This window comes from Sphingobacterium sp. UBA1897, from assembly GCF_002337775.1.
Classification (GTDB): domain Bacteria; phylum Bacteroidota; class Bacteroidia; order Sphingobacteriales; family Sphingobacteriaceae; genus Sphingobacterium; species Sphingobacterium siyangense.
The window spans coordinates 207,129-232,615 of record NZ_DDGR01000019.1 but is presented as its reverse complement, the minus strand read 5'-3'; the positions used below and the strand labels follow the sequence as shown (position 1 = coordinate 232,615).

Here is a 25,487-nt window from a genome sequence, read left to right as displayed (position 1 = left end):
ATTTTAGCAGTAATGAAGCATCATGAGCAGTCATTATTCCCTCTCTTTATGCGCTTTTGATAAGCCCATGATGATTTCATCAACATATTGTTTTTCATAGTTTATGGCGTGATATCGGATCACGCCATAAAAAAGTAGTATAGGGTTAAAACAAGAAGTATCGTTGTCCCAACGAAACTGTATCAACCGGTTTTGATCGCAAGATCTCACCGTCAAGACTTACCTCATAATTCTCTGGATTAACGATAATTTCAGGTGTAGCGTCATTGTGGATCATATCTTTTTTGGAGATATTCCGACAATTTTCTACAGCAAGTAAGGTTCTTTCTAATTTATACTCTTCTTTAATTCCTTTTTCCAATGAAATTTTAGAGACAAAGTCAAAACAAGTTTGGTGAACAGCTTTACCTAAACCACCGAACATTGTTCTTAAAATAATTGGCTGTGGCGTAGGAATAGAAGCATTCGCATCACCCATTTTTGAAGCGATAATCATCCCGCCCTTAATAATCATTTCTGGTTTTGCGCCAAATAAAGCAGGACGCCAGATCACCATATCGGCAATTTTACCGGGCTCGATTGAACCAACATATTTGGAAATACCATGAGCAATTGCTGGATTGATCGTGTATTTCGCTACATAGCGACGTGCACGGAAATTATCGTTGTCCTTGCCTTCGTCTTCAGGTAATGGGCCTACTTGTTTCTTCATTTTGTCTGCAGTCTGCCAAGTCCGTGTGATGACTTCACCTACACGTCCCATTGCCTGCGAATCCGAGCTCATGATACTGAATACACCACGATCTTGCAGTACATCCTCAGCAGCAATCGTTTCTGGACGGATACGAGAGTCAGCAAAAGCGACGTCTTCCGGAATTTCTTTACTCAAGTGGTGACAAACCATCAGCATATCCAAGTGCTCGTCAATCGTATTTTTTGTGAATGGACGCGTTGGATTTGTCGATGCTGGCAAAACATTTGGATACATCGCCGATTTGATGATATCTGGAGCGTGACCACCACCAGCACCCTCTGTATGGAATGTATGGATGACACGTCCATTGATAGCTTGAATCGTATCTTCTAGGAAACCCGCTTCATTCAATGTATCTGTATGGATTGCAACTTGCACATCGTATTGATCTGCAACAGTCAAAGCTCTGTCGATTGTTGCTGGTGTAGCACCCCAATCTTCGTGGATTTTAACGCCTAGCGCGCCTGCTTCAATTTGCTCCACAATAGGTTGTTCCGTACCTACGTTTCCTTTACCAAAGAAACCGAAGTTCATTGGAAGGTCTTCAACAGCTTGCAACATGCGGCGTAAATTCCATTTACCCGGTGTTACTGTAGTTGCATTTGTTCCATCCGCTGGACCTGTACCACCACCAATCATTGTTGTAACACCACTATACAAGGCCGTTTCAACTTGTGTTGGGCTGATATAGTGAATATGGGTATCAATACCACCTGGAGTTAAGATATATCCCGATCCACCATGTACCTCAGTAGAAGCACCGATAATCATATTTGGTGTAATATTGTCCATTGTATCCGGATTTCCAGCACGACCAACACCAACAATTTTACCATCCTTAATACCAATATCACCTTTCACGATACCCCAGTGGTCAATGACGATAGCATCAGTGATCACCATATCCAATGTACCTTCATCACGTGTATGAACTGAAGATTGGCACATCCCGTCACGGACAGTCTTACCACCGCCAAATTTGGCTTCATCGCCGTAGTAAGCATAGTCTTTTTCGACTTCAATAATGATATCTGTATCTCCTAAACGGATTTTATCTCCACTTGTAGGGCCAAAGATGGCGCTATAATTTAATTTGCTAACTTTTAAACTCATGATACTTTGTTTTTAAAGCCTTGTTCTTTTACTTTTTTCATTGCATTTGCTTTCGCAACTTCGGTTTCGGTATCTCCATTTGCCAAATCATTGTGGCCATAGATCCTTCTTGCACCTGCATAAGGGACCAATTCGACGTCTTTTGATTCACCTGGTTCAAAACGAATTGCTGTACTGGCGATAATATTCAACCGTTTGCCAAATGCTTTTTCACGATCAAACTCCATCATTTTGTTCACCTCAAAGAAATGAAAATGTGAACCTACCTGAATTGGTCTATCACCTGTATTTGTCACAGTGATCGTTGTAATTTCTCTACCTTCATTGCAGATAACATAGCCATCTGCAATAAAAAATTCTCCTGGGATCATAGATTATATTTTTAACAATTAGCGAATCGGGTTATGAACAGTAACCAGTTTTGTACCATCTGGAAATGTAGCTTCAATCTGTACATCATGAATCATTTCAGGGACACCTTCCATGACATCTTCACGTGTCAACAACGTTGCACCATACTGCATTAAATCCGCAACAGTACGTCCGTCACGAGCAGCTTCCAAAAGTTCACTACTGATCAATGCAATAGACTCCGGATAGTTTAATTTAAGTCCTCTAGCTTTACGTTTTTTCGCTAGTTCGCCGGCAAGATGAAGCAATAGCTTCTCTGTCTCTCTAGGTAATAAATGCATATAAATATTATTTAAATTGTTGTTATTCGAATTAAAACAAGTCACGGTGAGTACAGGTCACGACAAGGCCATACGACTTAAAAAAATCGTTCAAAATCGTGATGAATAGGACAGATTACACCCCTACGCAGCGTAAGGTCTATCTTTTCTCAACCGTTGTAAGAAATGGAAATTTTTACCCCAGAAACGGGATCTTTAAACTTTGGAAAAGAATATATTTTGGCGGAAGGATCAATCGATCCATATAAGGCCTTCTGTTATTCTGAATTTTGAGACGTACAGGATAGCAGAATACAAAAAGACAAATTGAAAGCACTCCCCAATAGAGCAGCTTGCTCCATTCATCTTTGAGGTCCATCTGTTCGGTGATATCATAGACATCATGATCTTTAACCGCAGCGACCAAATTTTCCCGCTCGGAATTTCCTGAACCTTGTTCTACATGAGTATGGAAAGCCGCCAGGCTTATCCGGAAGACGGGTAAACTTTGGACAGTAGAATGCGTCGGTATAGCTATTCCTTTCATGAGCAGGGTGCTCAAAAGGAAAACTAAAAAGACTAAACTATACCTCATTCTTGTGTTCACAATTCTATTATTTGTTGTTCAAATTTACAACCAAAGCGGGCTACTTGACTAGCACAAATCTTGAATTAAATAGTCCAAATTTGTTGAAAAAGCCCGCTTTGGAGATTTTAGATCAATCTTTCGAATTTAAAAAGAGTAACCAACTGATACCATGATATTTCTCGGTGCACCAGCAAAGGCTCTCGTGTAGTCAAAACCACCTAAAAAGTAATATTTATCGAATACATTGTTCAGGTTTACGGCCATTTTCATAGCACCGATGTGGTAATAGGCCGCTGCATTAACAGTTGTATAAGATGGCCATTGTCCCCAGAGTGCATTTCCATCGCTATCCTTTCCGATACTATTGTCCATCCGCTTACGGTCTACATAATAAACACCAGCACCAAAACCTAAGCCTTTTAAGGTACTATTTGAAAACACATATTTTAACCAGGCACTCGCCATATTTTTGGGTGCTCCCGGCAGGGACTGTCCTATTTCAGAAGGAACCGAGGATGATTTCACCTCCGTATCATTATAGGTATAATTGGCCATAACCTGAAACTCCCGTGTCAACTGCCCACGCACATCGAGTTCAACACCCTGCGATAGCGCTTTGCCGGATTGTCTATATTCCGGCAGCCCTGAATCATTGATAGCCCCTGTGGCAATGAGCATATTCCGTCGTTCAATTCGGAATAAGGATAGATCAACCTGCAATTGTTCCTTAAAGAAACCCGTCTTCACCCCTGTTTCCACCTGGAAACTCCGCTCGGCATCAAAGGGTTTATCAGCACCATAATCTTTATAGTTTTGAATAAAATTGGCGCCTACAGGCACAAACCCCTGTGAATAACTTGCAAAATAGTTAATCTGCTTATTAATTCCATAGGTTACACCAAAACGAGGTAATAAGGCATTTTGTGTCGCATGAAACCGATTTTGTCCATCAAGTGTCTCAGAAGAATAGTGTTCATGACGTAGACCTACAATAAGTTTAAGTCGGTCGTCAATGCTGATTTGATCCTGAATATATTTACCCGTTGTTTTATAAGGGCTCAAAAAAGGATAAGCGACTCCCGTACGCCATACATAATTCGTCAGATCATGAGTCGTATAAGTGGGATTGTTCAAATCAAAAGTCAAAGGAACAACTTTACCATCTATAGTTTGCTGCCTAGCCTCCCGCAATTGGTTTTCTTTGTCGCCCCGATATTGGGCAAAATCAATCCCAGCAACCAAATGATGATCAACTCTATCGCCCAAAAGATCCCACTTGACATAACCGACAACATTATCGGTATAATCACGCCCATGGCGATCAAAAAAGCGCATATTCATAATGGTATTATGTGGTGCATCAGCAAACGTGTTCATTGTCCGGTGTTCATTGACATCCTCCTGATAGATGGATTTCATGTAACTCAGATTCAAACTAACATGTTCTGCCAGACGCTGAGACAAGCGGCCGCTTAACGAAAAAGTTTTGGAATTATAAAAATCGGAAGGCTGGCTCAACGTAAATGATCTGGGCAAAGCATAAAAGTTATTTTCCTTAATACCCATTCCCCGATCAAGATAACCGTTGAACTGATTATAGACCATGTCAATATCAACCACCGTGCCTTCAGCTGGTTTGAAGGTGAAGGAAGGAGCAATCATCATTCGTTTCTGACGATTTACGTCACGGAAAGTCTTCGTATCTTCATAACCCGCGTTAAAACGATATAAAATACGCTTGGCACTATCCAATGGTCCACCGAGATCTACAGTCGTTCGCATCGTTTCAAAACTACCGCCGGCAAAATTCACATGCCCCTTAAAATCTTCCAAAGGCTTCTTTGTCGTCATATTAATTGTACCACCCGGCACAATATCCCCAAACAAAGATGCCCCAGGCCCTTTCAAAACCTCGATATTTTCAAGATTGATCGTTAACGGTGAATTATAATAACTGTTACCATAACCATACCCCGAGCGTAAACCATTGACAAGTCGAACACCCGTTTCGTAACCGCTTTTGAAACCGCGGATAACAACATCATCATAGGAAGATGCTTCTGTCACACCAGCCAGGTCCTGTACCAGCGCTCCAGTAGTAAAAGCCTGTTTATCTTCGATAAATTCCTTACTGAGTACAGCGACAGATTGCGGTAGATCCTTTAATTTTCCTGCAAATTTACCCCCCAGCTCCATATTATTTGTCAGATATGAATTGTTGCGTCTACCCGTAACCAATACTTCATCCAATGTATTATCACCGGCTACCATAAGCAATCGAACTCCCGTTTTTGCATTCCAGTTGGCCGTATTCAAATCCAGCAATACAGGTTTATACCCGATTGCAGCTGCACGTAACTGTACAGGAAAAGATGTTATTCCGGTAAAACTAAATTCGCCCTGAGCATTAGAACTTGTCTGTTGTTGTCGATCTGCCAGAGTTAATGTAACCCCTGAAATTGGATTACCGTTTTCATCCTGGATCTTACCAAATAGTGCCACACCTTGTTGTGCATACACCGCTCCCGATACGGAAGCACTTGTCAATAAAGCGAAAGCTAGCGCTTTCATTACGTTGTTCATTCGAATAAATTATATATTTTTTGGCTTATCCACTTTTAGGGTTAAGCAATACGATCTACGAATAATTCCATGTGTATCGTTGGAAAATTCGATTCATTACAAAAGTTTTTCAATTGAAATCCCTGTTTTCCCCAAAACTCATAGGCTCCAGTCAGGAATGGGTGGGTATGTAAATAAAGCCTTTCAATACTTTTCTCCTTAGCTACAGCCACCAACCCCTTGAATAAGGCCGTTCCCAAACCTGACCTACGGTAACTCGGGTCCACAAAAAGTCGAGCAACTTCCACCGTTTTCCTTTTATCAATATCCAAATGCGGAAAACGGTAGTCATAAGCCAGCATGCCAACGACGCCAATCAGTTTACCCTGCTGATCTTTTGCCTGCAAGAATGCACCAGCTTCAGCCTCAAGATACACGGCTGAAAATGCCAGTAGATCTTTAGGAAGTTTATGTGCATCCAACATCGGGAACAACTGTTTTCGAAATTCAATGACATAAGGTAATACCACATCAATATCTTCCTTTTCAACACGAGATATGCTGATATTTTTCAAATGGGGCTGCGTGGGAAAACATCGTTTGCTTATCAGTTGATTATTAATCAATATATTGCCGCTGTCTTTGATGGTATTCATATCGTTATAGCTATTTTTAAAATATTTGCACAGTAAACTGAGCATCTCAGGTACAAACCATGATTTTTCATTAAGACACCTATTTAGGCAGCTTAGTCATGGCGTATTCATTTCAGTTTTGGCTTCGGCGTTATGCGCTGAACCCGCAATGGTGTCAAATGCCCTATCCGCACCCAGCATCGGAACAAACATCCATTTCTTTTGATTTTCTAAACTGATCAAAGGAAGTTGATAGGTCTGTTCCAATAATTCCCGTACTTGCTCCTGCTCCAGACCGTGCAGATCCACGAGCCTATTGTCCTTCATCAGATAAAACTGATCACCAAAAAGATACGCCATGTTGGGGTCGTGCATCACACATAACACGGTTGTCCCCTCTTTGACCAGCTCCTTGGCTGTCTGCAGAACCGCAATCTGGTATTTCAGATCCAAGTGATTGGTGGGTTCATCAAGCAATAATAAATCGGGTTGTTGTACCAACACGCGACAAAGTAATACCAATTGTCGCTCTCCTCCAGACAAAGAGGTATAGGGTTTGTCTTTTAAATGTGTGAGGTTAAATCTATCCAAGATCTGTTCAACTGCCTCGAAGTCTTCCTTACTTGGTGAAAAACGAGAAAACGAGGCTCGTCCCGTCAGAATAACATCAACAACGCTAAAAGGAAATGTGGTCTGATGGAACTGGTTGAGAAAACCCAATTTCAATGAATTGGCCCGACCAACCTTCCAATCGCGACGTTCCGTTTCACCGATAAGAACTGATCCATTATATTTTTTTTCCAGCCCGGCAATAATATTAAACAGAGTCGATTTACCACTTCCATTTCGACCAAGAATAACAGAAAGCTTTCCTTCCGGAAATGACATGTTTACATCATTTAAAATGATATCCTTACCATAGGCAAAAGAAAGTTTTTTGATATGAATCGAATTACTCATGAATTCCAGTTGATTTCGTTACGGCGCATCAGATAAATAAACAAGGGAGCACCAATAATCATTGTAAAAACACCGATCGGAATTTCAAATGGCATAACAGCCCTAGAAAAATCATCGATAAGTAATAAGAAAGTACCTCCAATACTGATATTTGCCCACACAATAATATTGTTATTGGGTCCAAAGATCATGCGGCTGATATGTGGTACAATTAATCCAAATAAACTAATTACGCCTACAGCTGCCACGGCCGACGCTGTAATTAGTGTTGCTACAGCAATGAAGACCAATTTCAATATTTTCGGGTTAACGCCAACAGCAATTGCTTCTTGATCACCAAGAGCGAGAAGATTCAGCTTCCAGCGCAAAAGGATCAGGATCCCCAATCCTATTGTGATCGGCAGGAACGCTTGCTGTACTTTCGACCATGATGCTGTATGTAGGTTTCCCATTGTCCATTGCACAATAGCTTGTAATTTATAGGGATCACTAATGTATTGTAACAGGGTTAACATTGCTGTAAATACACCGGAAATAACCATTCCAGCTAACACCATCCCAACAATCGAGGTTTTCAAGCCCGCATTTGAAACAAAATAGGTCAAACCTACAGCACATACACCGAACAGAAATGCCGATAGATTGACTGACAATAAAGGGAACAACATGGCCAATGCGGCCCCAAAAGCAGATCCCGAAGAAATACCCAATGTAAAGGGATCAACGATTGGATTCCTAAAAATGGCCTGCAAAATTCCACCAGAAGACGCTAAAGCAGCTCCGACCATAAAGGTCAACAGAATCCGTGGTAAACGTACCTGCCACAATATTGTGTCCATGTTATCTTTCAATACAGCATTATGGTCTCCGATATAAATCCCCACTTCCAATCCGATGCGTTGACAGAGCTCGACAAAACCAATGTGCTGACTCGATCCTACAAGTAAGGAAAGCAATAAAACCAACAGTGGTAAAACAACTAGCAGAAACAGCTTTTTTAATTGATGTATCATTGAAGTAGTCCTTCTTTACCGTATAGTTTTTCAAAAGCTATGGTCATATCCTGATCAAGCTGCTGTTTCGTATAATCCGAAAAACACCAATGCCTAATTTGTTTGGCAAAAAGCATAAATTTGACGGTATGTGGATCGTATGGGAACGACGGTGACATCACAAATACCTGTTTATTTTTCACTGCAGGTAATGCCGCGAGTTCCTTCAGATTATATACGTCTGCCAGTTTAGAATTCCAAAGAATAATGAGGTCCGGATTCCATTTATAGATCGTTTCTGCACCGACATTAGGGGCTTCCATTTCCAACGGGCAGGCATTAGCTGCGCCCGAAAGCCGGATCGCCATATCAATCAAACTACCACGACCGGATGTCGAAAGTACTCTACCTTTAGACCAGGCATAATAAACCTTCTTCTGTATTTGATCCTTGGGAGCAGTCATTTTTTTGATCTCCGCCGAAACAAATTGAACAATTTCTTCCGCTCGCGCTTTCTTTCCGAGTAAGGCTCCCATCCCTATCAGTTCATTAAAAATACTTTTTTCATCCTGCGAAGAAAAAGTAAAAACGGGAATTCCAAGATCTTCTAATTGAGAAATATTATCCTGATCGGTATTGAACGTCAAAACAAGATCAGGGTTCAAGCCAACTATGCTTTCCACATTATTTGCCTGGCCAGCGAAGGTAGGCGTTGCCAGTTCTTTTTTTGCAATTCTTTGATCCAATTTGGATAAAAAGCTATAGGTATCTTCGAGCTGATAAACCTGTTCAGGAATACCTACAAGGCTATTTTCAGCGCCCAACATATACACTTCATCAACAAGCGAAGGGAATAAAACAACCACACGCTTTGCCACATGCGCCAACACAACTTCCTTCCCTCTACTATCGACTGCTTTCACTTGACTGTTGAGCGTGTCGGATTGCCGATTTTGGCAGGCACTCCATATACCACAACATACCAAAAGCAATACAACTATAATTCGATTCACTTTCATTTAATTATTTTTTCGAACTTGTTCACCCAAACTGATATGCCCGTCTATTCTTTTTAAATCTGGATTCTTCATATTTTTAGCCTGCAAACGAATCAAATCTTCGGATAACAACAAGGCTTCCTCCAACTGAATCGACGTTCCATATTTTGCTAGAACCTGTTCATAAAGTCGTCCATCGTAAGGAAGACGAAGCGATTCGGCATCTGTTACGTTGAATATCGGCAGATGTCTATTTCCGATGAAATAACCGAAATCTGCAAGCTGAACCAAATCCGTTGGATTAAATCTTATCGTCAACGAAGGCTTGACAAACAGGATCGCTTGTAACGCTTCCTCATGAAATAAACCATCACCATGGTGCCATTCCGCACCCTGGTCCAATTGCATAAGGATTGCTTTTCCGTTTATTGTATTGCGCGTCAGGCGTCTTTTATGGACTTCATACCACTCAAGATGCACTTGATCGACGTCGCTAAGGGCAAACGCCTTGTTTGCGACAATTTTATCTATTGGTATAGGCAGCTTATTCATTTTTGTAAACTTATCTTCATCACACGTTAACAGCACTATTTGGCTTTGTTTTCAGTGCTATTTATTTCCTCAAAAAACAGCACTATTGCGTCAACATTGAACAGGATAACAATAAAACATGGATCATTATTATCCTATTCATTTTATCTGTTGTTCACTATTTTACTTCAAGCGCTTTATATTGATCTTTTTTTGCCTGAACTCTTTCTTTCAACCAATCACACCAGGTATCAAGGCCGTCACCATTTAATGTACTGATTGTAATAACTTCCAGATTGGGATTTACCTCGCGGGCGTCTTTCGTGACCGCATCTACCGAGAAAGGTACATATGGTAATAAATCCGCTTTGGAAACCAACATCAATTCGCTTGTTAAAAACATACGTGGGTATTTTTTTGGTTTATCATCCCCTTCTGTTGTCGCCAATAAGGTTACGCGGTAATCTTCACCCAAATCAAATGCTGATGGACACAATAAGTTTCCGACGTTCTCAATAAACAACAGATCTATTCCTTCAATATCAATATGATCCAGGGCTTGTAAGATCATTTGTGCCTCAATATGACACATTCCTCCAGTGACAATCTGCAAGGCATTGATGCCTACATCGCGCATACGTACCGCATCGCGTTCAGTTTCTGGATCGCCCACTAAAACAGCAATATTCAAATCCTTCGACAAACGTTTACCGGTTTCTTGCATCAAGGTTGTTTTGCCCGAACCCGGGGAAGAGCATACATTGATCACACAGACATCTTTCAGTCTATCGCGGATGGCTTTTGCGACGAAATCATTTGCTTTTAATAAATGTAGTGTTGTATTTTCACATTGAACCGAACCTACACGGTTACCTAAACTTTTAGGATTTGGAGTATTGTCTGACATGATAAACGATTTTTTAGTCTTGTTTAAAAATTACTTTTGAAATATAGAGTTCATTTCCTTGAACAATTGTGCTGGAGGGTTGTCCGCAGTCACAGACAAATCGATGAAAATGAACAGGGAAATTTTTCTGACAATGTTCACAATATGCAATGATATCGTTTACAACGACCTCCATTTCCATATCTTGATATTGCGTATTTTCAGCAATAAAAGCATCAAATGCATTTTGAATCAATACAGGCTGAACGTTGGATAACAATCCTGCTGTAACCTGAATTTTTTGAATATCATCTACCCTAGCCTCATAATGCGAGGTCAGCGTATCAAAAATATCCTTTACTATACTTAGCTCGTGCATTGGTATATTTTAAGAAATAAATAAATTGAGAAAAGAAATGGCAGATTTCTTTGCCGGTCTGATGTGAAGAAAAGCTTACGCTTTAGCATGGAATTTTGATTTGCTCAAACAGCAAAAATCGAGCTATGGGTATAGGCTCTAGATCTAAGGTATGTTCATACCGATAGTCTTTCTGCAATGGGGATGGCAGTAGTTCATGCCAAAGCAAATCAACAGTTACCAACCAACGGTCCATTAACCAATCTTGTGCCACTTCCACGTCCATTTCCGCAACAATGGATTGAAGCGATGGGTAGAGCGAACAAAAGTGACTATGATCTTTTGGAAAATGGGTTATGCGTGAATCTCCCGCGTTTTGTGAAGGACTTTTTGAAGATAAATACGAGGATTTAAAACTATCACTTTTCAGTACAAGACTGTTTGCATTTAAAATTTTAAATGATATTAACAGTGCTGCAAACAGAAAAATAAAGTGCTTCCACATAGCTTTAACCTAACAAAGTAGCAAAGATTCCTTTGAAACCAATACAAAGTTACTACCGATCAAAGAAGAAAAAGTAGCACAAATCTTGAATTTTATTTCACAAAATAGGAAACACCCAAAGAAAATTCCATAATTCTATATATATTAAATTAAAATTTGGTTAAAGTGAGATTAAAATGATATTAGAGGCAAAAATTGGGTATTTTTTGTCGCAGCTAAATACAAGATATTTTCTCCTATAGCAAAATCATAAAAAGCCAGCCTCGATAGGAGACTGGCTTTTTGAAAGGCTTAATTTTTATTCATTAACGATGCAAATCGAAGCGATCCAACTCCATCACTTTATTCCATGCCTTCACAAAATCTTGTACAAATTTTTCGTTTGCATCGGCACTACCATATATTTCGGCAACGGCTCTTAGTTCAGCATTTGAACCAAAAACAAGGTCTGCTCTTCCTGCTTCCCATTTTTTAATACCAGTTTTACGATCTGATCCTTCAAAAACTTCCCGATCCGGAGAGATTGCTTTCCAAGCTGTTCCCATATCCAATAGATTAACAAAAAAGTCATTGGTCAGTTGGCCAGGTCGGTCAGTCATTACCCCTAGTTGAGAACCATCAAAATTGGCTTGAAGAACACGCATACCGCCAATAAGGACAGTCAATTCAGGAACCGATAAGGTCAGCAACTGCGCCCTATCAATCAATAACGATTCCGTAGACACGGTATAAGCCCCTTTGCGATAGTTTCTAAATCCATCCGCAATTGGCTCAAGATAGCCCATGGATTCCACATCCGTTTGCTCCTGTGTAGCATCCATACGTCCAGGATGGAACGGTACTTTGATATCATGTCCAGCAGCACGGGCTGCCTGCTCTATCGCGGCAACACCGCCCAAGACAATTAAGTCTGCCAATGAGATCTTCTTTCCGCCCTGTTGCTTTCCATTAAAATCCTGCTGAATCTGTTCCAGCGCAGTAAGAACTTTTTGCAATTGCGCCGGATTATTGACTTGCCAATACCGCTGCGGAGCCAGACGAATTCTAGCACCATTTGCACCACCTCTCATATCCGACCCACGGAATGTAGAAGCTGACGCCCAAGCTGTCGTTACGAGCTCGGCAGAGCTTAGTCCCGCGTTCAATAGGGCGGATTTCAATGTACTAATGTCATCCGCATCGACCAAAACATGATCGACAGCCGGAATAGGATCTTGCCACAATAATTCCTCAGCAGGAACTTCAGCACCTAAATAACGCTCTCTTGGCCCCAAATCACGGTGTGTTAATTTAAACCAGGCACGAGAAAATGCATCAGCAAACGCATCTTGATCTTCGTAAAATTTACGGGAGATCTTTTCATAGATTGGATCAAAACGCAACGATAAATCTGTCGTCAGCATCGTTGGCCTACGCTTTTTATTTGGATCAAAAGGATCTGGAACATTCGAATCGGCTCCTTTGGCGATCCATTGGTGTGCTCCTGCAGGGCTTTTTGTCAATTCCCATTCATGCTCAAACAGATTCTTAAAAAAGAGGTTGGTCCATTCCGTTGGTTTTTGTGTCCAAATGACCTCCAGTCCACTAGTAATCGCATCAGCACCTACTCCACTGCCGTAAGTACTTTTCCAACCTAATCCTTGTTGTTCTATACCGGCAGCTTCAGGCTCTTTTCCGACATTGTCGGCAGGTCCAGCTCCGTGAGTTTTTCCAAAAGTATGCCCACCTGCAATCAAAGCGACAGTTTCCTCATCATCCATAGCCATCCGACCAAAAGTATCTCGTATATCTTTTGCAGCCGCTATAGGATCAGGGTTTCCATCCGGTCCTTCTGGATTAACATAAATTAACCCCATCTGTACCGCTGCCAACGGTTTTTCAAGATTACGTGAGTGTTGCTTACCATCTGCATTATCATCGGCAGACAAAACACCATGTGCTTCAACTACGCCTTCTGAACCATGTGCATAACGAATATCACCGCCTAACCATGTTGTTTCAGAGCCCCAATACACGTCCAATTCTGGTTCAAAAGCATCCACCCGACCACCAGAATAACCAAAAGTTTTGAAGCCCATAGACTCCAAAGCGACATTACCGGTTAAGATCAATAAATCTGCCCAGGAGATATTTTTACCATATTTTTGTTTGATAGGCCACAACAGGCGACGCGCTTTATCTAAACTCACATTATCAGGCCAGCTATTCAAGGGTGCAAAACGTTGCTGACCAGACCCAGCTCCGCCTCGACCATCACTTACCCGATAGGTACCGGCACTATGCCAAGCCATCCGGATGAATAATGGTCCATAATGACCAAAATCTGCCGGCCACCAATCCTGTGAATCGGTCATCAATGCATGCAAATCTTTTTTTACAGCTTCTAAATCCAACTGCTTAAATGCTTCTGCATAATCAAAGCCTTCGTCCATCGGATTTGACTTGCTCGCATGTTGTCTCAACAGATCTACACGAAGTCTATTTGGCCACCAATCCTGATTCTGAGTTCCCCCTCCCGCAACGGCGTTGCGCATAGTACCATTGTGAAATGGGCATTTGCTAATGTCTTTTTCGTTGTTGTCCATATGAAAAGAAAGTTTATTTATATAATACCTTAAGTGATCAAATTGTTTGACTTCCACTTTCATAAAATTACACAAATGCGCTCCCACTTGTACATCGAATGATTTGATACACTATAATCAAAATCTATATACACCATCATCAGGTATATAAAAACTTGAAAATCATCTTTTAGCGAGAATCCAGAAAACGCGGATTTTTAGCATTGCTAAAACAAAAGCCATTCTTTTATTATTCTACAATTAGGTTGTATCAAAAAATATCGGCCATGAGTGAACTTTCTACATTTTTGGTGAGTGCATTTATAGGAGTGAGTTTGGCAGCAGCCACTGGCTTCCGAATTTTCATGCCCTTATTTTTATTGAGTCTTGGCTGTCGGCTGGAATTGTTCCAAGTCGGCAATGAATTAGCCTGGGCGGGTTCTCCTCTTGTTTTAGCGGCAACAAGTATAGCCATGATTTTGGAAATAGCGGGGTATTACATCCCTTTTATAGACAACATATTGGACAGCCTATCCATCCCCTTAGCGACCATAGCCGGTACTTTACTTTTCGCTATACAGTTTACAGATATTTCTCCTTTTTTCCGCTGGGCTATGGCCATAATCGCCGGTGGCGGTACTGCAGCAACCATTAGCACGGCCCTGGCAGGCACCCGAGCTGCCTCTTCGATAGGAACGGCCGGTTTTGGTAATTTTATGATTTCGACAATGGAAACCATCGGTTCTACGATCTTAACTATACTCGCCATATTTGTGCCTTTTATGGCTATAATCGTTGTTATTGGCTTGTTTTACTTCTTTTGGCGATTTGGCAGAGAACAACTACATAAAAAACTTAAAAGAACTGAATAGCTGTCATAACATCTAAATAAACTTGACACAGCGCTATACAATCTACAATAACAGCAAGCCTCACCTACACAGGCAGAAGCCAATTTAGCAGATGCACAAACCAACTAGGAATATTGTCTCCATCTTAATAGACCTAAGCTGATCAATATCTGCATAAAATCATAATCCCTAACCTTTATACCTGTCAATCAAACGAAGATATGATGGTAATCAAATTATATCTTTCAACAGTACTTGTTCAGTGCTCGTTCAGTGCTTGCTCAGTGATTACTCAGTGTAGACTGAATAAATAGTGACTAATTACTGTCTAAAAACTGATTAAAAATTGTTATTAGGTATAATTTCGTATTAGTTTTTTTCCATTTAGTAAATATATATGCTGCTTTGGGTGGAGGCCGGAGGTAAACCATAAAAAAAGGACAGCAAAATTCGATGCTGTCCTTTTTCAAAATTAGCCCTTATGCTGATTTAAGTTTACGCACATAAGCAACCTTTACTTTGATGTGCGCCCAAATCAAAAACTGGCTTTTACTAATCAATAGCAACTTCTTGTGGTCGTATTACTTTTTCAAGATCTTTTGGAAGAATGACAGTCAATACCCCATCCTCGAAGCTCGCATGCACATTATCTGTAAGCACTTGTTCATTCAATTGGAATTCACGTTCAAATGCCATTCCATCGTACTCTTTATAAATATAATCTATGGCATTGTCCTGTGCATTCTCTGTACATGAAATTTTTAGTATTCCGTCATTTATACTGACTTGGAATTGTTCCTTCTTACGGCCAGCAGCAAAAAGCTGTACTTCATAGAATTCTTGATTCTCTACAATATTTACAGGAACAGATTGCTGTCCGCCACCACTGTGTGCGGTTTCATCTTCAAAAAAATGTTGTTGAAATTTTTCAAAACGGTCTTTAAAATGTTGTCCGCAAAATTTGTTATGATTTGAATATCCTCTGGTATAATGATCTCTTTTAAACATGTCTTTAATTTTTAATATTGAATAATACGTTGAACTAATACATGACGAATTGCTTCGTCTTTGCAGTTTTTTAACCTTAATAAACGGGAACTATCGTTGCTTTCCTAGCACGTTTTTGTCCTTGTAATGGTACGATAGCGACCGCAGTGTTGTAATGACGGTGAACATTCGGATATACCGGAGTCCTATCCATTTTGAATGCTTGTCTATCTCTCCTACGCATTCTTGCTGCCGCGAAGCTTCCTATTCCGAAGAGAACTGTCCCAAACAATAAGAGTTTAAAGATCGTCCCAATAATCAAGGTTGCTAATCCAGCTATTGCCGTAAGCACAATCAGGCGAGGCAATATAAATCGAAGTTTATTTTTCATTTGAATACATCTTTTTTGTAAAATGGTTGCTGGCTTCCTCCATTTTCATCTGATTGAAAACGACATTCTCCTTGACCATTCGTATTTTGTAACTAATTATTATTCTGTCCAACATCCATTCTGACAGAACATCGCGTTCTGCTATTCCCTTAGAATCAGGATACCGGCATAAAAAAAGGCGCCTTTATAGAAGAAGACGCCCAACAACAGTTTTTACTTTAAAATTTTTATTCTTTTTTTAGAATCCACATCGTCCTCCAAAACGACGCTTCCATTCTGCCCTCAAACGTTCCCTTTCCTCATCGGAGAGATCTTCTCCTTTTTCCATCTGACGCGGAAAACCTTTTCGAAATCTCCCCCCTCCAGGTTTACCAAACCCCCTGCCGAACAGAATTCTTGACAAAACAAAGAGTCCCAATGCCTGCCAATAGGTAATTGTTTTTAAATTGAAAATATCAACCATTAATGTATTCCATAAATATTGTAGTAAGGCTACCAACAAAAAAACACCAATGGTAATAGCGACAAACATAAAAGCGAATTTACCCTTCCGCTGTCTATTCATTCTTCCATTCATAGCTTAATCCTTTTAAAATTTTAATTCTTCATACAAACTTCGCAACCGTACCCGCAGGTGCTTCACGGCATACCCTTTTCGACTGATAATCGTCTTGAGGTTCTCATTTTCCATAACGGCAATTTCTTGAAGTGTTTTCTCTTCCAGCTCATTCAGCACAAAAACCCGACGCTGCTTCTCCGGCAATTCCTCCAATGCTTTCATCAGCTCATCCCAAAAAATATCCTTAAATAATTTTAGCTCGGGATTATTGGAGTCGTCGGCCAAAAGGAACTGACGAATAGGGAAAGTACTTTCACTATCATCATCACCTGCTATCATATCATCAAGTGATTCATTTTTCTTTTTCCGATAACTATCGGTAATCTTATTCCGTGTGACAGCATAGAGCCATGCTCCCGCATTCTCCAGTTCGTCCATATTGGTCAAACGGCTAAATTGATACCAGACTTCCTGTAAGATATCTTCTGCATCCTCCGTTTTCTTTACTTTCCCCTTAACAAAACGTAGCAGTTGACTTCCATAAGTCTTAACGATATCCGTAAATGATCTGGAATTTTTTTCTGCCATATGATTTTGGTATGCAATGTCCATAGCAGCATAGACGAACTAGTCGAACTTTTACTTTAAATTATTTTCAAGGATCTACTTTCTTGCTGACTTCCAACGGATGAACAACATCACACATTCTTTTTTCGTCGTCTTTCGTATACGCTTTGTTCGCATAAATATACTAGATAATCAGCTAATAGGCTATGCTTTCTATACACTTTATGCAACATAAAAAAGTAGTTCCATGGTTTAAGATTTCCGGCGCTGCTGAATGACCTTACCTTTATCGGTAATAAAAATATAATGGTATGCTGGAAAACGCTGAATCAATTTTTTTCCTTCTTTCTCGCCCAGTACCATTATTGACGTACTGAGTGCATTTGCGACTTCCGCTGAGGGTCCATAAATCGTCACTGAAGTTAATCCCGTAGCTGGGTAACCTGTCACCGGATTTATAATATGTGAATAACGTTTTCCATTAATCTCCGCATATTTCTCATAGCTGCCCGAAGTTGCTACGGCCATTTCATTCAAACGAAGAACTTTGACCATTCGATGGGCTTTGAACGGATTGTTTACGCCCACTTTCCATGCATCGTCCTGGGGTGGGCTTCCCCAAGCCGACAGATCACCAGAAGCATTCACTATACCTGCTTCAATCCCTTTTGCTTTCATTATTTCCCTGCCCCTATCTGCCGCATAGCCTTTCCCAATAGAGCCGAAACCGATCTTCATACCCGGTAACTCCAGAAAAATTGTCGAAGCCGCACTATCGAGGCGAATGTGTTGATAACCAACTTTCTCGACAGACCTCTTAATCACTTCTTCCGAGGGCATTGTGGTCATGCTGCCATCAAATAGCCAAACTTTATCTAAGGCAACAATACTGATATCAAAAGCACCACCTGAATTTTGAGCATATTGGATTGCACGTTGTGTTAGTTCAAACACTGCTCTATCCACCTTAACTGGCTTAATCCCTGCATTGCGGTTTACCGCTGCTATTTGGGTTTGCGGACGCCATTCTGAAATCAGATTTTCTATTCGATCTATTTCGGAGATGACTTCATCGATATGCTGATTTGTAATCGAGCTATCCCGATCTACCAAACTAATTTCGAAAACAGAGCCCATAAGGGTAACCTGTCGCTTTACCAATACCTGCGCAATCCCTGAAGTAATGGATACAAAGCAGAGAATTAAAAGCAGGCCACAGTGTTTATTGTTCTTCATGAGATTGATCTGAAAAAGGGATTAAAAAGTCGATGCGTACCAAAAGCAGTTTTACCGATGGGATATACTATTGTACCACCAATTTACTAATAACAATCGGTTAAGATCTGTCCATTTTCTTTATAGACTGCAATAGTTTTGCCGACATGTTCCAAAAGTAGCTCATTTAAAGTATGTTCAACATCATGCTGCATACGCAATGCTCCACAAAGCAATATACAACCTCCTTTATCAAGCAATTCGACAAAATATAGCGCATCCCGACGAATCAAATCCATGACATATTGTGCATTTTCCTCGCGTGAAAAAGCCAGTTCAAGCTGTTTCAGATGTCCCAGCTTTATCTGCTCATCAGCAAAATCTATATAGTGTGCTGTCATTTCATTTCGATGGCGAAAACCAGCATACAGACGCAAAGGTGTCATACTTTCATTCGCTGAAATCATGCCTAGAAAAGGTGCTACCCCTGTACCATTCGCAATTAAAGCAACGGCATTTGCCGCTTTCGGAAAATGAAAACTTGGATTAACCATGACACGTGCCTGCAGGGTTTGATTCGGTTCCAATCGATAAAGGAAGCTCGAGCCAAATCCATCAGGAAACAATTTCACCACAAGCTGAACCATACCGTCTTTGTAACCTATCGAATAAAAACGTTCACGTTGATCTTGCGCGGGATAGATTGCCAGTAAATCCCCCGATTGCATTTTAATTTTACCTGAAGGTTTCAGGACTAAAGTAAAGGTCGTGTTACTAGCTGAAACAGTAGACTTCGCTATTACCTTAAATTTCGTCAATCCGACGACTTTAGCACTATAAATAGCCGGTGCAGAAGCTAATGCAATATTGGTCTGAGCAGACCACTGATGTATCCATGAAATAAGCTCATCAACATTCTTATCATTAACTGTGTGTAAATCTGTTAGTCGAGAAGCCCAGGCTTGTTTTTCTAATAAATGATCAATTTCGCGCGCATAGGCACAAAAGTCGGGATAGGCTTTTGAACCAAAGCCCAGAACTGAAAATTGTACGTCTTGTTCTTGCGGATGGCTGTTGAGCTTATGTTCAAATTGAAGTGCATTGGATGGTGCAGTTCCTAGCCCGTATGTTGAGGTAAACACAAGCAAGTGTTTTGCCTTTGGAAAGCATTGATATTGATTCATTCCGAGCAGCAACGATTTTTGCCCATCCGCTAAGAGTTGTTTATGGATCTGATTGGCGAAAAACAGCGTGCTTCCATTTTCCGTTCCGAAAAGAATAACAATCTCTGCTTCTTCAGGTTTATATTTATTCTTGATTTTAGTACGCCTGCGCTTGAATGTGATTGCAAAGCCCGTGTAAATAAAGAACACAATATTCAAAGATGCGAGCCCCAATATAATGGCCCATATGATATTGGTCTTGCCCGTATGGAGGTCCAAAGAAAACTGTTCGGCCAATGCTGTAAAGGGATACTTTACTTCTTTATGCAAGCTTCCATTCAACTGATTTATGGTCAATTCCCGATCGCGAAGCTTCAATATAAAAAACTCGTCAGGATCGTCTTCCATAAACGGAAACTCCAACGTCTTCAAATCGACAAGTTTTGTATTTTGGAATATTGAAAATTTTGCCACCTCCAATTGAATATCTTCCTTCATCTTATTGGGATATTCAATTGTTTGGTTCGGCTTTTTTAAGATTTCAATACGCACCAGAAATAAATAGGTACCTGTTAGGGCCAATATCAAAATTGGTATCAAAAATAGACGTCCTGAAACAACATGGAAATACTGTGCGAAAAAGTCCCGGTTGATTTTAGCAAAGAAATGTCGAACGCCCTGTTGACGCTTGACAATCAGAATAATTCCTGAAATAGTAATAAGAAACAACAGAAATGAAACCACACCAATAATCACCCGACCGGTCACTTTAAGAAAGAGTGAGCGGTGTAAAGCTGTAATCCATTGAACAAATTGGGACTTATTCAATTGGGGACCCAGCAGACGCCCCGTATTCGGATCGATATAACCTTTCACGGTGTTGCCATCTGCGTCTATGGCATCAATGCTCACGAATTGATTGTGATCTACCGAGATCGCTATGATTTCAGGATAAACCTTGCGCAAAGCTGTTACTGACTGCGCAAGGTTTAACGTTTCAATATGTTCAACCCGATAAGGCGGAATTTTTTCGTTAACGGCGTCAATGGCCAATATTACGCCAGTTATCGATAATAAAAGTAAAAAGATAGAAGAAACAATAGCTAAGGCTAAATGTGCATACCTCCAAATAGATACCAGCATTTTTACCCCTTTTCTTATTGTACTTTATTTAACTTAACAAGTTTGATATATCCCTTGCCATTAGCTTTTTCAGTGATAGCCTCCTTTGTCAAAGGAATTTCAACATCAGCAGTATGGTATTTTTGTTCCTCTACAGCAGATTCAAAACGGAGTTTATACCCTTTGTTAAACTTCGTTTCATCAATATCCAATGTCCGCATGGCACGGTCACCGCCACCAACTGACGCGCCCGTCACCGCATTTAGCTTTTCTTTGGTTTTATTTTGGAACTTGTACCATTCCTTGATTGTATTATACCATTGTTTATCAGATCCCAATACGGCGAGTGTTTTTTCGTAAGCTCCACTAGGATTAATCAGTGAAATCACCACGTAGGCTTTCTCACCTTCATAGGCATTCATTTGGATCATACACTTATATTTAGCTGCCTGTGCAAAAGAGCTTAGGGCTGCCATCGAAAATAAAAGGGTGGCTATCGTGGTTTTAACTATGTTATTCATCTTCAGTTGTATCTAATTTTATTTCAAAAAGTCAAGCTGCACATTGGATTTAGACAAGAAATCGTTTTCTTTCGCCAAATCATAAGCCGTTTCATCGAATTCTGTTTTCAATTCCTTCTTTGCACCAAGGGAAACCAATGTTTTTAGCAAGGAATCGTCTTTCGCTATGAGAGCTGCCTTATGTAGTGCCGTCGTTCCCTCTTTATCCTGTGCATTAATATCTGCTCCAAGTTCGCTGGCTTTCTGGATAAGCTTCACATTCTCTTTCGCTACTGCCAAATGATACAATGTGCTACCATTTTTTTGCGGAGCAACAACGTCCAATCCATTCGTCTTAAGGATCGTTAATTTTTCTTTAAACTCATCCCCTTGTGAAGCATTTCCCTGTCCACCGGGTCTGCCGCCCTGAGGCAATTCTCTGTAGGAATTAAACCAGTAAAAGGCCAAGTTATTACCTTCCTTATCCAATAGCTTGATATCGGCTCCATCTTTAATCAACAATGCCACGATTTCGGGGGCCCCATTCGCTACAGCCCTGGTCAATGCAGATTCGCCTTTTTCATTTACTGCATTTACGTTCTTCGCTTTAGTAAGCAGCAGCTCGACCAATTTAGCATCCTTACCACTAGCAGCCACCATAAGCGCTGTATTTCCTTCGTTGTCAGCTTTTGCGACATCTACACCTTTATCCAAAAAATAATTGATCACGGCCATATCTGGTCTGCGAACTAAAGCATGCAGCACTGTCGCTCCTTCTTTATTTACAGCCTTGGGATCCAATTTGAACTTTTCAACCAAATAGGTATAAACCGACAAACCATTCGATGCTTGTCTGGAACCCTGAGTCGCAAAAAATAACGCATTATTGGTTGGTTTTACGCCACGGGCGATGAATTTCTCCATGAGCTCGGTATTTCCAAGTTTAGCCGCATAATCCGTCACTGTGCGGCCCGACTCGTCTTTATCTTGAATAGATAATCCTTTTTTAATGAAATAATCCGTCAATGCAAGGTCCTTGTCTGCAGAGGCTGCAAGCATCATTAATGTAGCACCACCTTCATATTTTTGCTTGGGATTCACACCTGCTTTAAACAAAGCATCATAAACGGCAGTATTTGTATTTCCTGTCGAAGCTGCATAAGCAATAATTGGGTAACCATGGCTATCTTGGTAATTGACATCCGATCCTTTTGCAATTAAAAACTCGACAAGCTCCGCATTTCCACTTGACGCTGCCCAGTGTAAATAACTACGGCTGTGATGCGTCTTCTTCGTTACGCTATTCCCTTCTTGTTCGATCATAAACTTGACAACATCCGTCGGAGCGCCATTTAATATCGCCATTGTGACTGGATCAAAGGATGCCGCATTAGGCTGAGAAGGGCTATTTCCTTTGCTGATTTCTTCTTTAACAATTGTCAAGGTAGGTTTACCTTTCCAAAACTCGCCGTTCATTAACGAATTTGTTTGTGCCTGTGCATAAGTTGCAGCGAATAATAAAGCTGCTAAAAGTGTCTTTTTCATCCTTTTATTTGTCTTTTGAAGTTGATGAAGTAACATGGCCTATTCATTCCCACTCAATTATTCGGCAAATTGAGCTACAGTCATACGATAACTTGGGTCGAAATACATCGTGCTGGTTTCATCAGAATATAAGTGTAAATGCGTATATTTTAAGAACAAGGGAGCTTTCCGAATTAGATTTTGTACAACAATTTCTGCATACAGAGAAGCCTATGTTTAAAATAGAATAACTACTTTATTTAAATTAATTCTAAATTAATGCAAATCTAAAAAATATTCCCAAACCACAAAAATTAATCGTGCTAATTTTCATTGATCAACTGCCCTTAAAGCCTTTCGGTCTCATCCGAACAAAATCGGAAAGAAGATTGTTAAACTTGCAAATGCACTAAAATTATCTTAGTTTACTTAAAATAAAGAGGTATAATGAGTAAGGTAGCATCCAATTTTTATACAATCAGCGCGACGACTGAAAATGAACATAAAATTTTCTATCGTTTGTATGTACCCGACGACAATCAGATAGTGGCGACAATACTCCTGGTACATGGCATGCAGGAGCATAGTGGTCGGTATGAAGAATTGGCCAATTATCTGACTAAACAGAATTTTGCGGTTTTAACCTACGATCAAATGGGCCATGGAAAGACAGCTCTAGATGCCGATCAATTGGGGTATTTTAAACAGCATGAGGCTAAAGAACAACTCATTGATGACGCCATTACAATGAGTAATTTCTTGAGAAAAACATATCCGCAACTGCCTCAATTTATTTTAGGGCATTCCATGGGATCCTTTGTCACACGCTGCGTTTTACAAAAAATTGGCCAGCAATTTAAGGGGGCCATTATCGTGGGGACAGGCCAACGCCAAAAAGGTTCCACAGCTTTTCGCCTTTTACTCACGCTGCTCAATAGTATTGCCCCCAAAAGAAGAAGTAAATTGATCAACCGTATTTTTGACAAACGTAATAATGCTCGATTTAAGAACGAGCCCAACCAAAATAACAGCAATTGGTTAAGCGTAAGCAAGACAAACCGTATTTCATTTTTGGAAGATCCACTTTGTGGGGGATTGTTTACCAACAATGGATTTCATACCGTGTTAGACCTTTCCTTGCAAGCGACAGATATCGAAGCTACCAAGAATATCCCAAAAAATCTTCCAATTGTATTTATCAGCGGACAGGATGATCCAATTGGAGATTTTGGAATGGGCGTTGAAAAGAGCGTAGCGCAATTAAGTGCACAGGGGCAGACCGACATAACCATTAAATTATATCCAGGCATGCGGCATGAAATTTTAAATGAAGACTGCAAAATGGAGGTATTCCAGTTCATCAGTACCTGGCTTCATCGCCATTTAGTTTAGTTTCCGGCTGTAATATTTCCGAATAGGCTCATCTAAATATTTAAAGACCAATAAAGCTAAAAAAATCAACGACAGCATTCCAATTATAATAATCACTGCCATTTGCTTATTCGATGGGTGATGGAGTTCCACATAGCTCATAAAAATCCAGATAAATGGATAATGAATGATATAGAGCGGATAGGAAATATCACCTAAGAACTTGCATAACTTCTTGACCCCTCCAAAAACAGGTAGTCCGCCTATCCCCAGCATGAGCAATAAAGGAAAATAAAAGATAACGACAATAGGATCGATGTACTTACCATAAACTTCAGAAAACGGAATGAAAAATACGACAGCAAGCAGACCAAGAACACTGAAAAAAGGAAGCTTGTTCGAAATAGTCCAGTTCGACCTAAAAATAAGTAGTCCCATTGAAAATGAAAACCATAAACGGATTCCCCCAGCCCAAAAATTATCTGCCCCAAAACCTACAGCTAAATAGCCGGAACGAAATGATTCGGCACATAGCGCTGCCGCACCGAGGAGCACTATTCCCCAAAGAACCTTTTTTGGAATCCGTACCAGTATCAAAGCATAGGCTATATTGGCGATATATTCCCAAAATAGCGACCATGTAGGTGGGTTTAAATGAAAAAGATTAAAATATCGCTCTGGTACAGCTGGGTATGGAATCAACGTTATCCCACTAATGAACATCCCTATCTTCTGTAAGACGGAAAATGAGCTGGCCAAATTACTGAATGGGTCGTAAATAAATGCAAATAAACCAATTAATGTACCGATTATAACCAATGGGTGCAATCTTAGCAAACGCAAAAGAAAGAATCGTTTTAGACCAATTGTAACCAGCTTCTGATCGTAGGCATAGGCAATTACAAAACCCGATAAACAAAAGAAGAAATCAACGGCTAAATAGCTATGTGGAATAAAACTATTGCGATAATCCGGTTGTGCAATTTCCATAAAGTGAAACAGTACGACTGCAATTGCGGCCACCCCACGCATGGCGTCAAGAAGTTCAAAATGTTTCTTCGTTTGATGTATCATATTTTTTATGGACAGCGAAAATCCAGGCCCACAAAGGTAGGCCTC

At 40.4% G+C, this 25,487-nt stretch carries 23 protein-coding genes and 1 pseudogene; 3 read left to right on the top strand and 21 right to left on the bottom strand.

Features of this window, described 5'->3' with window-relative positions; translation table 11 throughout:
- Nucleotides 1–145: 145 nt before the first annotated feature.
- From ureC to B4N43_RS11785, 12 genes and pseudogenes are all read right to left on the bottom strand, one after another.
- Complete coding sequence (ureC, locus tag B4N43_RS11840) at nt 146–1,867, bottom strand: urease subunit alpha (RefSeq protein ID WP_070567879.1); 1,722 nt, start codon at nt 1,865–1,867, stop codon at nt 146–148.
- Between the two features lie 65 nt (nt 1,868–1,932).
- Nucleotides 1,933–2,238: pseudogene (ureB, locus tag B4N43_RS11835) on the bottom strand (urease subunit beta); the annotation flags it as partial.
- A gap of 18 nt (nt 2,239–2,256) precedes the next feature.
- Nucleotides 2,257–2,559: an urease subunit gamma gene (ureA, locus tag B4N43_RS11830; protein WP_075993440.1), complete on the bottom strand. Its 303-nt coding sequence runs from the start codon at nt 2,557–2,559 to the stop codon at nt 2,257–2,259.
- A gap of 175 nt (nt 2,560–2,734) precedes the next feature.
- A complete protein-coding gene (locus B4N43_RS11825) occupies nt 2,735–3,085 on the bottom strand; it encodes a hypothetical protein (RefSeq protein WP_075993441.1) in 351 nt (116 codons plus the stop codon).
- 186 nt (nt 3,086–3,271) lie between these two features.
- Entirely contained in the window at nt 3,272–5,710 is a 2,439-nt protein-coding gene (locus B4N43_RS11820; protein WP_286734849.1) for a TonB-dependent receptor, read from the bottom strand.
- A gap of 41 nt (nt 5,711–5,751) precedes the next feature.
- A complete protein-coding gene (locus tag B4N43_RS11815) occupies nt 5,752–6,345 on the bottom strand; it encodes a GNAT family N-acetyltransferase (protein WP_286734848.1) in 594 nt (197 codons plus the stop codon).
- A 96-nt stretch (nt 6,346–6,441) separates the two neighbouring features.
- On the bottom strand, nt 6,442–7,284 hold the full coding sequence (locus B4N43_RS11810; protein WP_286734847.1) for an ABC transporter ATP-binding protein: 843 nt from the start codon (nt 7,282–7,284) through the stop codon (nt 6,442–6,444).
- Complete coding sequence (locus B4N43_RS11805; protein ID WP_286734846.1) at nt 7,281–8,297, bottom strand: FecCD family ABC transporter permease; 1,017 nt, start codon at nt 8,295–8,297, stop codon at nt 7,281–7,283. Before B4N43_RS11805 ends, B4N43_RS11810 begins: the two co-directional genes overlap by 4 nt.
- Nucleotides 8,294–9,295: an ABC transporter substrate-binding protein gene (locus tag B4N43_RS11800; protein WP_286734844.1), complete on the bottom strand. Its 1,002-nt coding sequence runs from the start codon at nt 9,293–9,295 to the stop codon at nt 8,294–8,296. Before B4N43_RS11800 ends, B4N43_RS11805 begins: the two co-directional genes overlap by 4 nt.
- Nucleotides 9,296–9,826: a hypothetical protein gene (locus B4N43_RS11795; protein WP_286734843.1), complete on the bottom strand. Its 531-nt coding sequence runs from the start codon at nt 9,824–9,826 to the stop codon at nt 9,296–9,298. It lies immediately after the preceding gene.
- 157 nt (nt 9,827–9,983) lie between these two features.
- The gene (hypB, locus tag B4N43_RS11790; protein ID WP_075993447.1) at nt 9,984–10,712 is read right to left on the bottom strand and encodes a hydrogenase nickel incorporation protein HypB; all 729 of its coding nucleotides are present in this window, start codon (nt 10,710–10,712) and stop codon (nt 9,984–9,986) included.
- A 13-nt stretch (nt 10,713–10,725) separates the two neighbouring features.
- The gene (locus B4N43_RS11785; protein ID WP_088162260.1) at nt 10,726–11,070 is read right to left on the bottom strand and encodes a hydrogenase maturation nickel metallochaperone HypA; all 345 of its coding nucleotides are present in this window, start codon (nt 11,068–11,070) and stop codon (nt 10,726–10,728) included.
- A gap of 183 nt (nt 11,071–11,253) precedes the next feature.
- On the opposite strand from B4N43_RS11785, the gene B4N43_RS11780 reads away from it, so the two are divergent.
- On the top strand, nt 11,254–11,463 hold the full coding sequence (locus B4N43_RS11780) for a hypothetical protein (protein WP_286734841.1): 210 nt from the start codon (nt 11,254–11,256) through the stop codon (nt 11,461–11,463).
- A gap of 396 nt (nt 11,464–11,859) precedes the next feature.
- Here the strand turns inward: B4N43_RS11780 and katG are convergent, their stop codons facing one another.
- Entirely contained in the window at nt 11,860–14,139 is a 2,280-nt protein-coding gene (gene katG / locus B4N43_RS11775) for a catalase/peroxidase HPI (RefSeq protein WP_286734839.1), read from the bottom strand.
- A gap of 266 nt (nt 14,140–14,405) precedes the next feature.
- On the opposite strand from katG, the gene B4N43_RS11770 reads away from it, so the two are divergent.
- Nucleotides 14,406–14,990: a DUF4126 domain-containing protein gene (locus B4N43_RS11770; protein ID WP_088162262.1), complete on the top strand. Its 585-nt coding sequence runs from the start codon at nt 14,406–14,408 to the stop codon at nt 14,988–14,990.
- A gap of 531 nt (nt 14,991–15,521) precedes the next feature.
- On the opposite strand, the gene B4N43_RS11765 is transcribed toward B4N43_RS11770, so the two are convergent.
- The 7 genes from B4N43_RS11765 to B4N43_RS11735 form a co-directional block, all read right to left on the bottom strand.
- Nucleotides 15,522–15,977, bottom strand: a complete 456-nt coding sequence (locus B4N43_RS11765) for an Hsp20/alpha crystallin family protein (protein WP_088162263.1) — start codon at nt 15,975–15,977, stop codon at nt 15,522–15,524.
- 608 nt (nt 15,978–16,585) lie between these two features.
- On the bottom strand, nt 16,586–16,924 hold the full coding sequence (locus B4N43_RS11760; RefSeq protein ID WP_201667731.1) for a hypothetical protein: 339 nt from the start codon (nt 16,922–16,924) through the stop codon (nt 16,586–16,588).
- A gap of 12 nt (nt 16,925–16,936) precedes the next feature.
- On the bottom strand, nt 16,937–17,494 hold the full coding sequence (locus B4N43_RS11755; protein ID WP_198385939.1) for an RNA polymerase sigma factor: 558 nt from the start codon (nt 17,492–17,494) through the stop codon (nt 16,937–16,939).
- Nucleotides 17,495–17,725: 231 nt separating this feature from the next.
- Entirely contained in the window at nt 17,726–18,709 is a 984-nt protein-coding gene (locus B4N43_RS11750) for an FAD:protein FMN transferase (RefSeq protein WP_286734836.1), read from the bottom strand.
- A gap of 86 nt (nt 18,710–18,795) precedes the next feature.
- Nucleotides 18,796–20,994: a PepSY domain-containing protein gene (locus B4N43_RS11745; protein ID WP_286734834.1), complete on the bottom strand. Its 2,199-nt coding sequence runs from the start codon at nt 20,992–20,994 to the stop codon at nt 18,796–18,798.
- A 14-nt stretch (nt 20,995–21,008) separates the two neighbouring features.
- Nucleotides 21,009–21,494 carry a DUF2271 domain-containing protein gene (locus B4N43_RS11740; RefSeq protein WP_075993457.1) on the bottom strand — a complete coding sequence of 162 codons (486 nt, stop codon included), beginning with the start codon at nt 21,492–21,494 and terminating at the stop codon, nt 21,009–21,011.
- 18 nt (nt 21,495–21,512) lie between these two features.
- The gene (locus tag B4N43_RS11735) at nt 21,513–23,018 is read right to left on the bottom strand and encodes an ankyrin repeat domain-containing protein (protein ID WP_286734831.1); all 1,506 of its coding nucleotides are present in this window, start codon (nt 23,016–23,018) and stop codon (nt 21,513–21,515) included.
- A 426-nt stretch (nt 23,019–23,444) separates the two neighbouring features.
- On the opposite strand from B4N43_RS11735, the gene B4N43_RS11730 reads away from it, so the two are divergent.
- The gene (locus B4N43_RS11730; RefSeq protein ID WP_286734828.1) at nt 23,445–24,389 is read left to right on the top strand and encodes an alpha/beta fold hydrolase; all 945 of its coding nucleotides are present in this window, start codon (nt 23,445–23,447) and stop codon (nt 24,387–24,389) included.
- Here the strand turns inward: B4N43_RS11730 and B4N43_RS11725 are convergent.
- Nucleotides 24,381–25,442, bottom strand: coding sequence for an acyltransferase family protein (locus B4N43_RS11725; protein WP_286734825.1), 1,062 nt, complete (start codon nt 25,440–25,442; stop codon nt 24,381–24,383). The genes B4N43_RS11730 and B4N43_RS11725 overlap by 9 nt on opposite strands.
- Between the last annotated feature and the right edge of the window lie 45 nt (nt 25,443–25,487).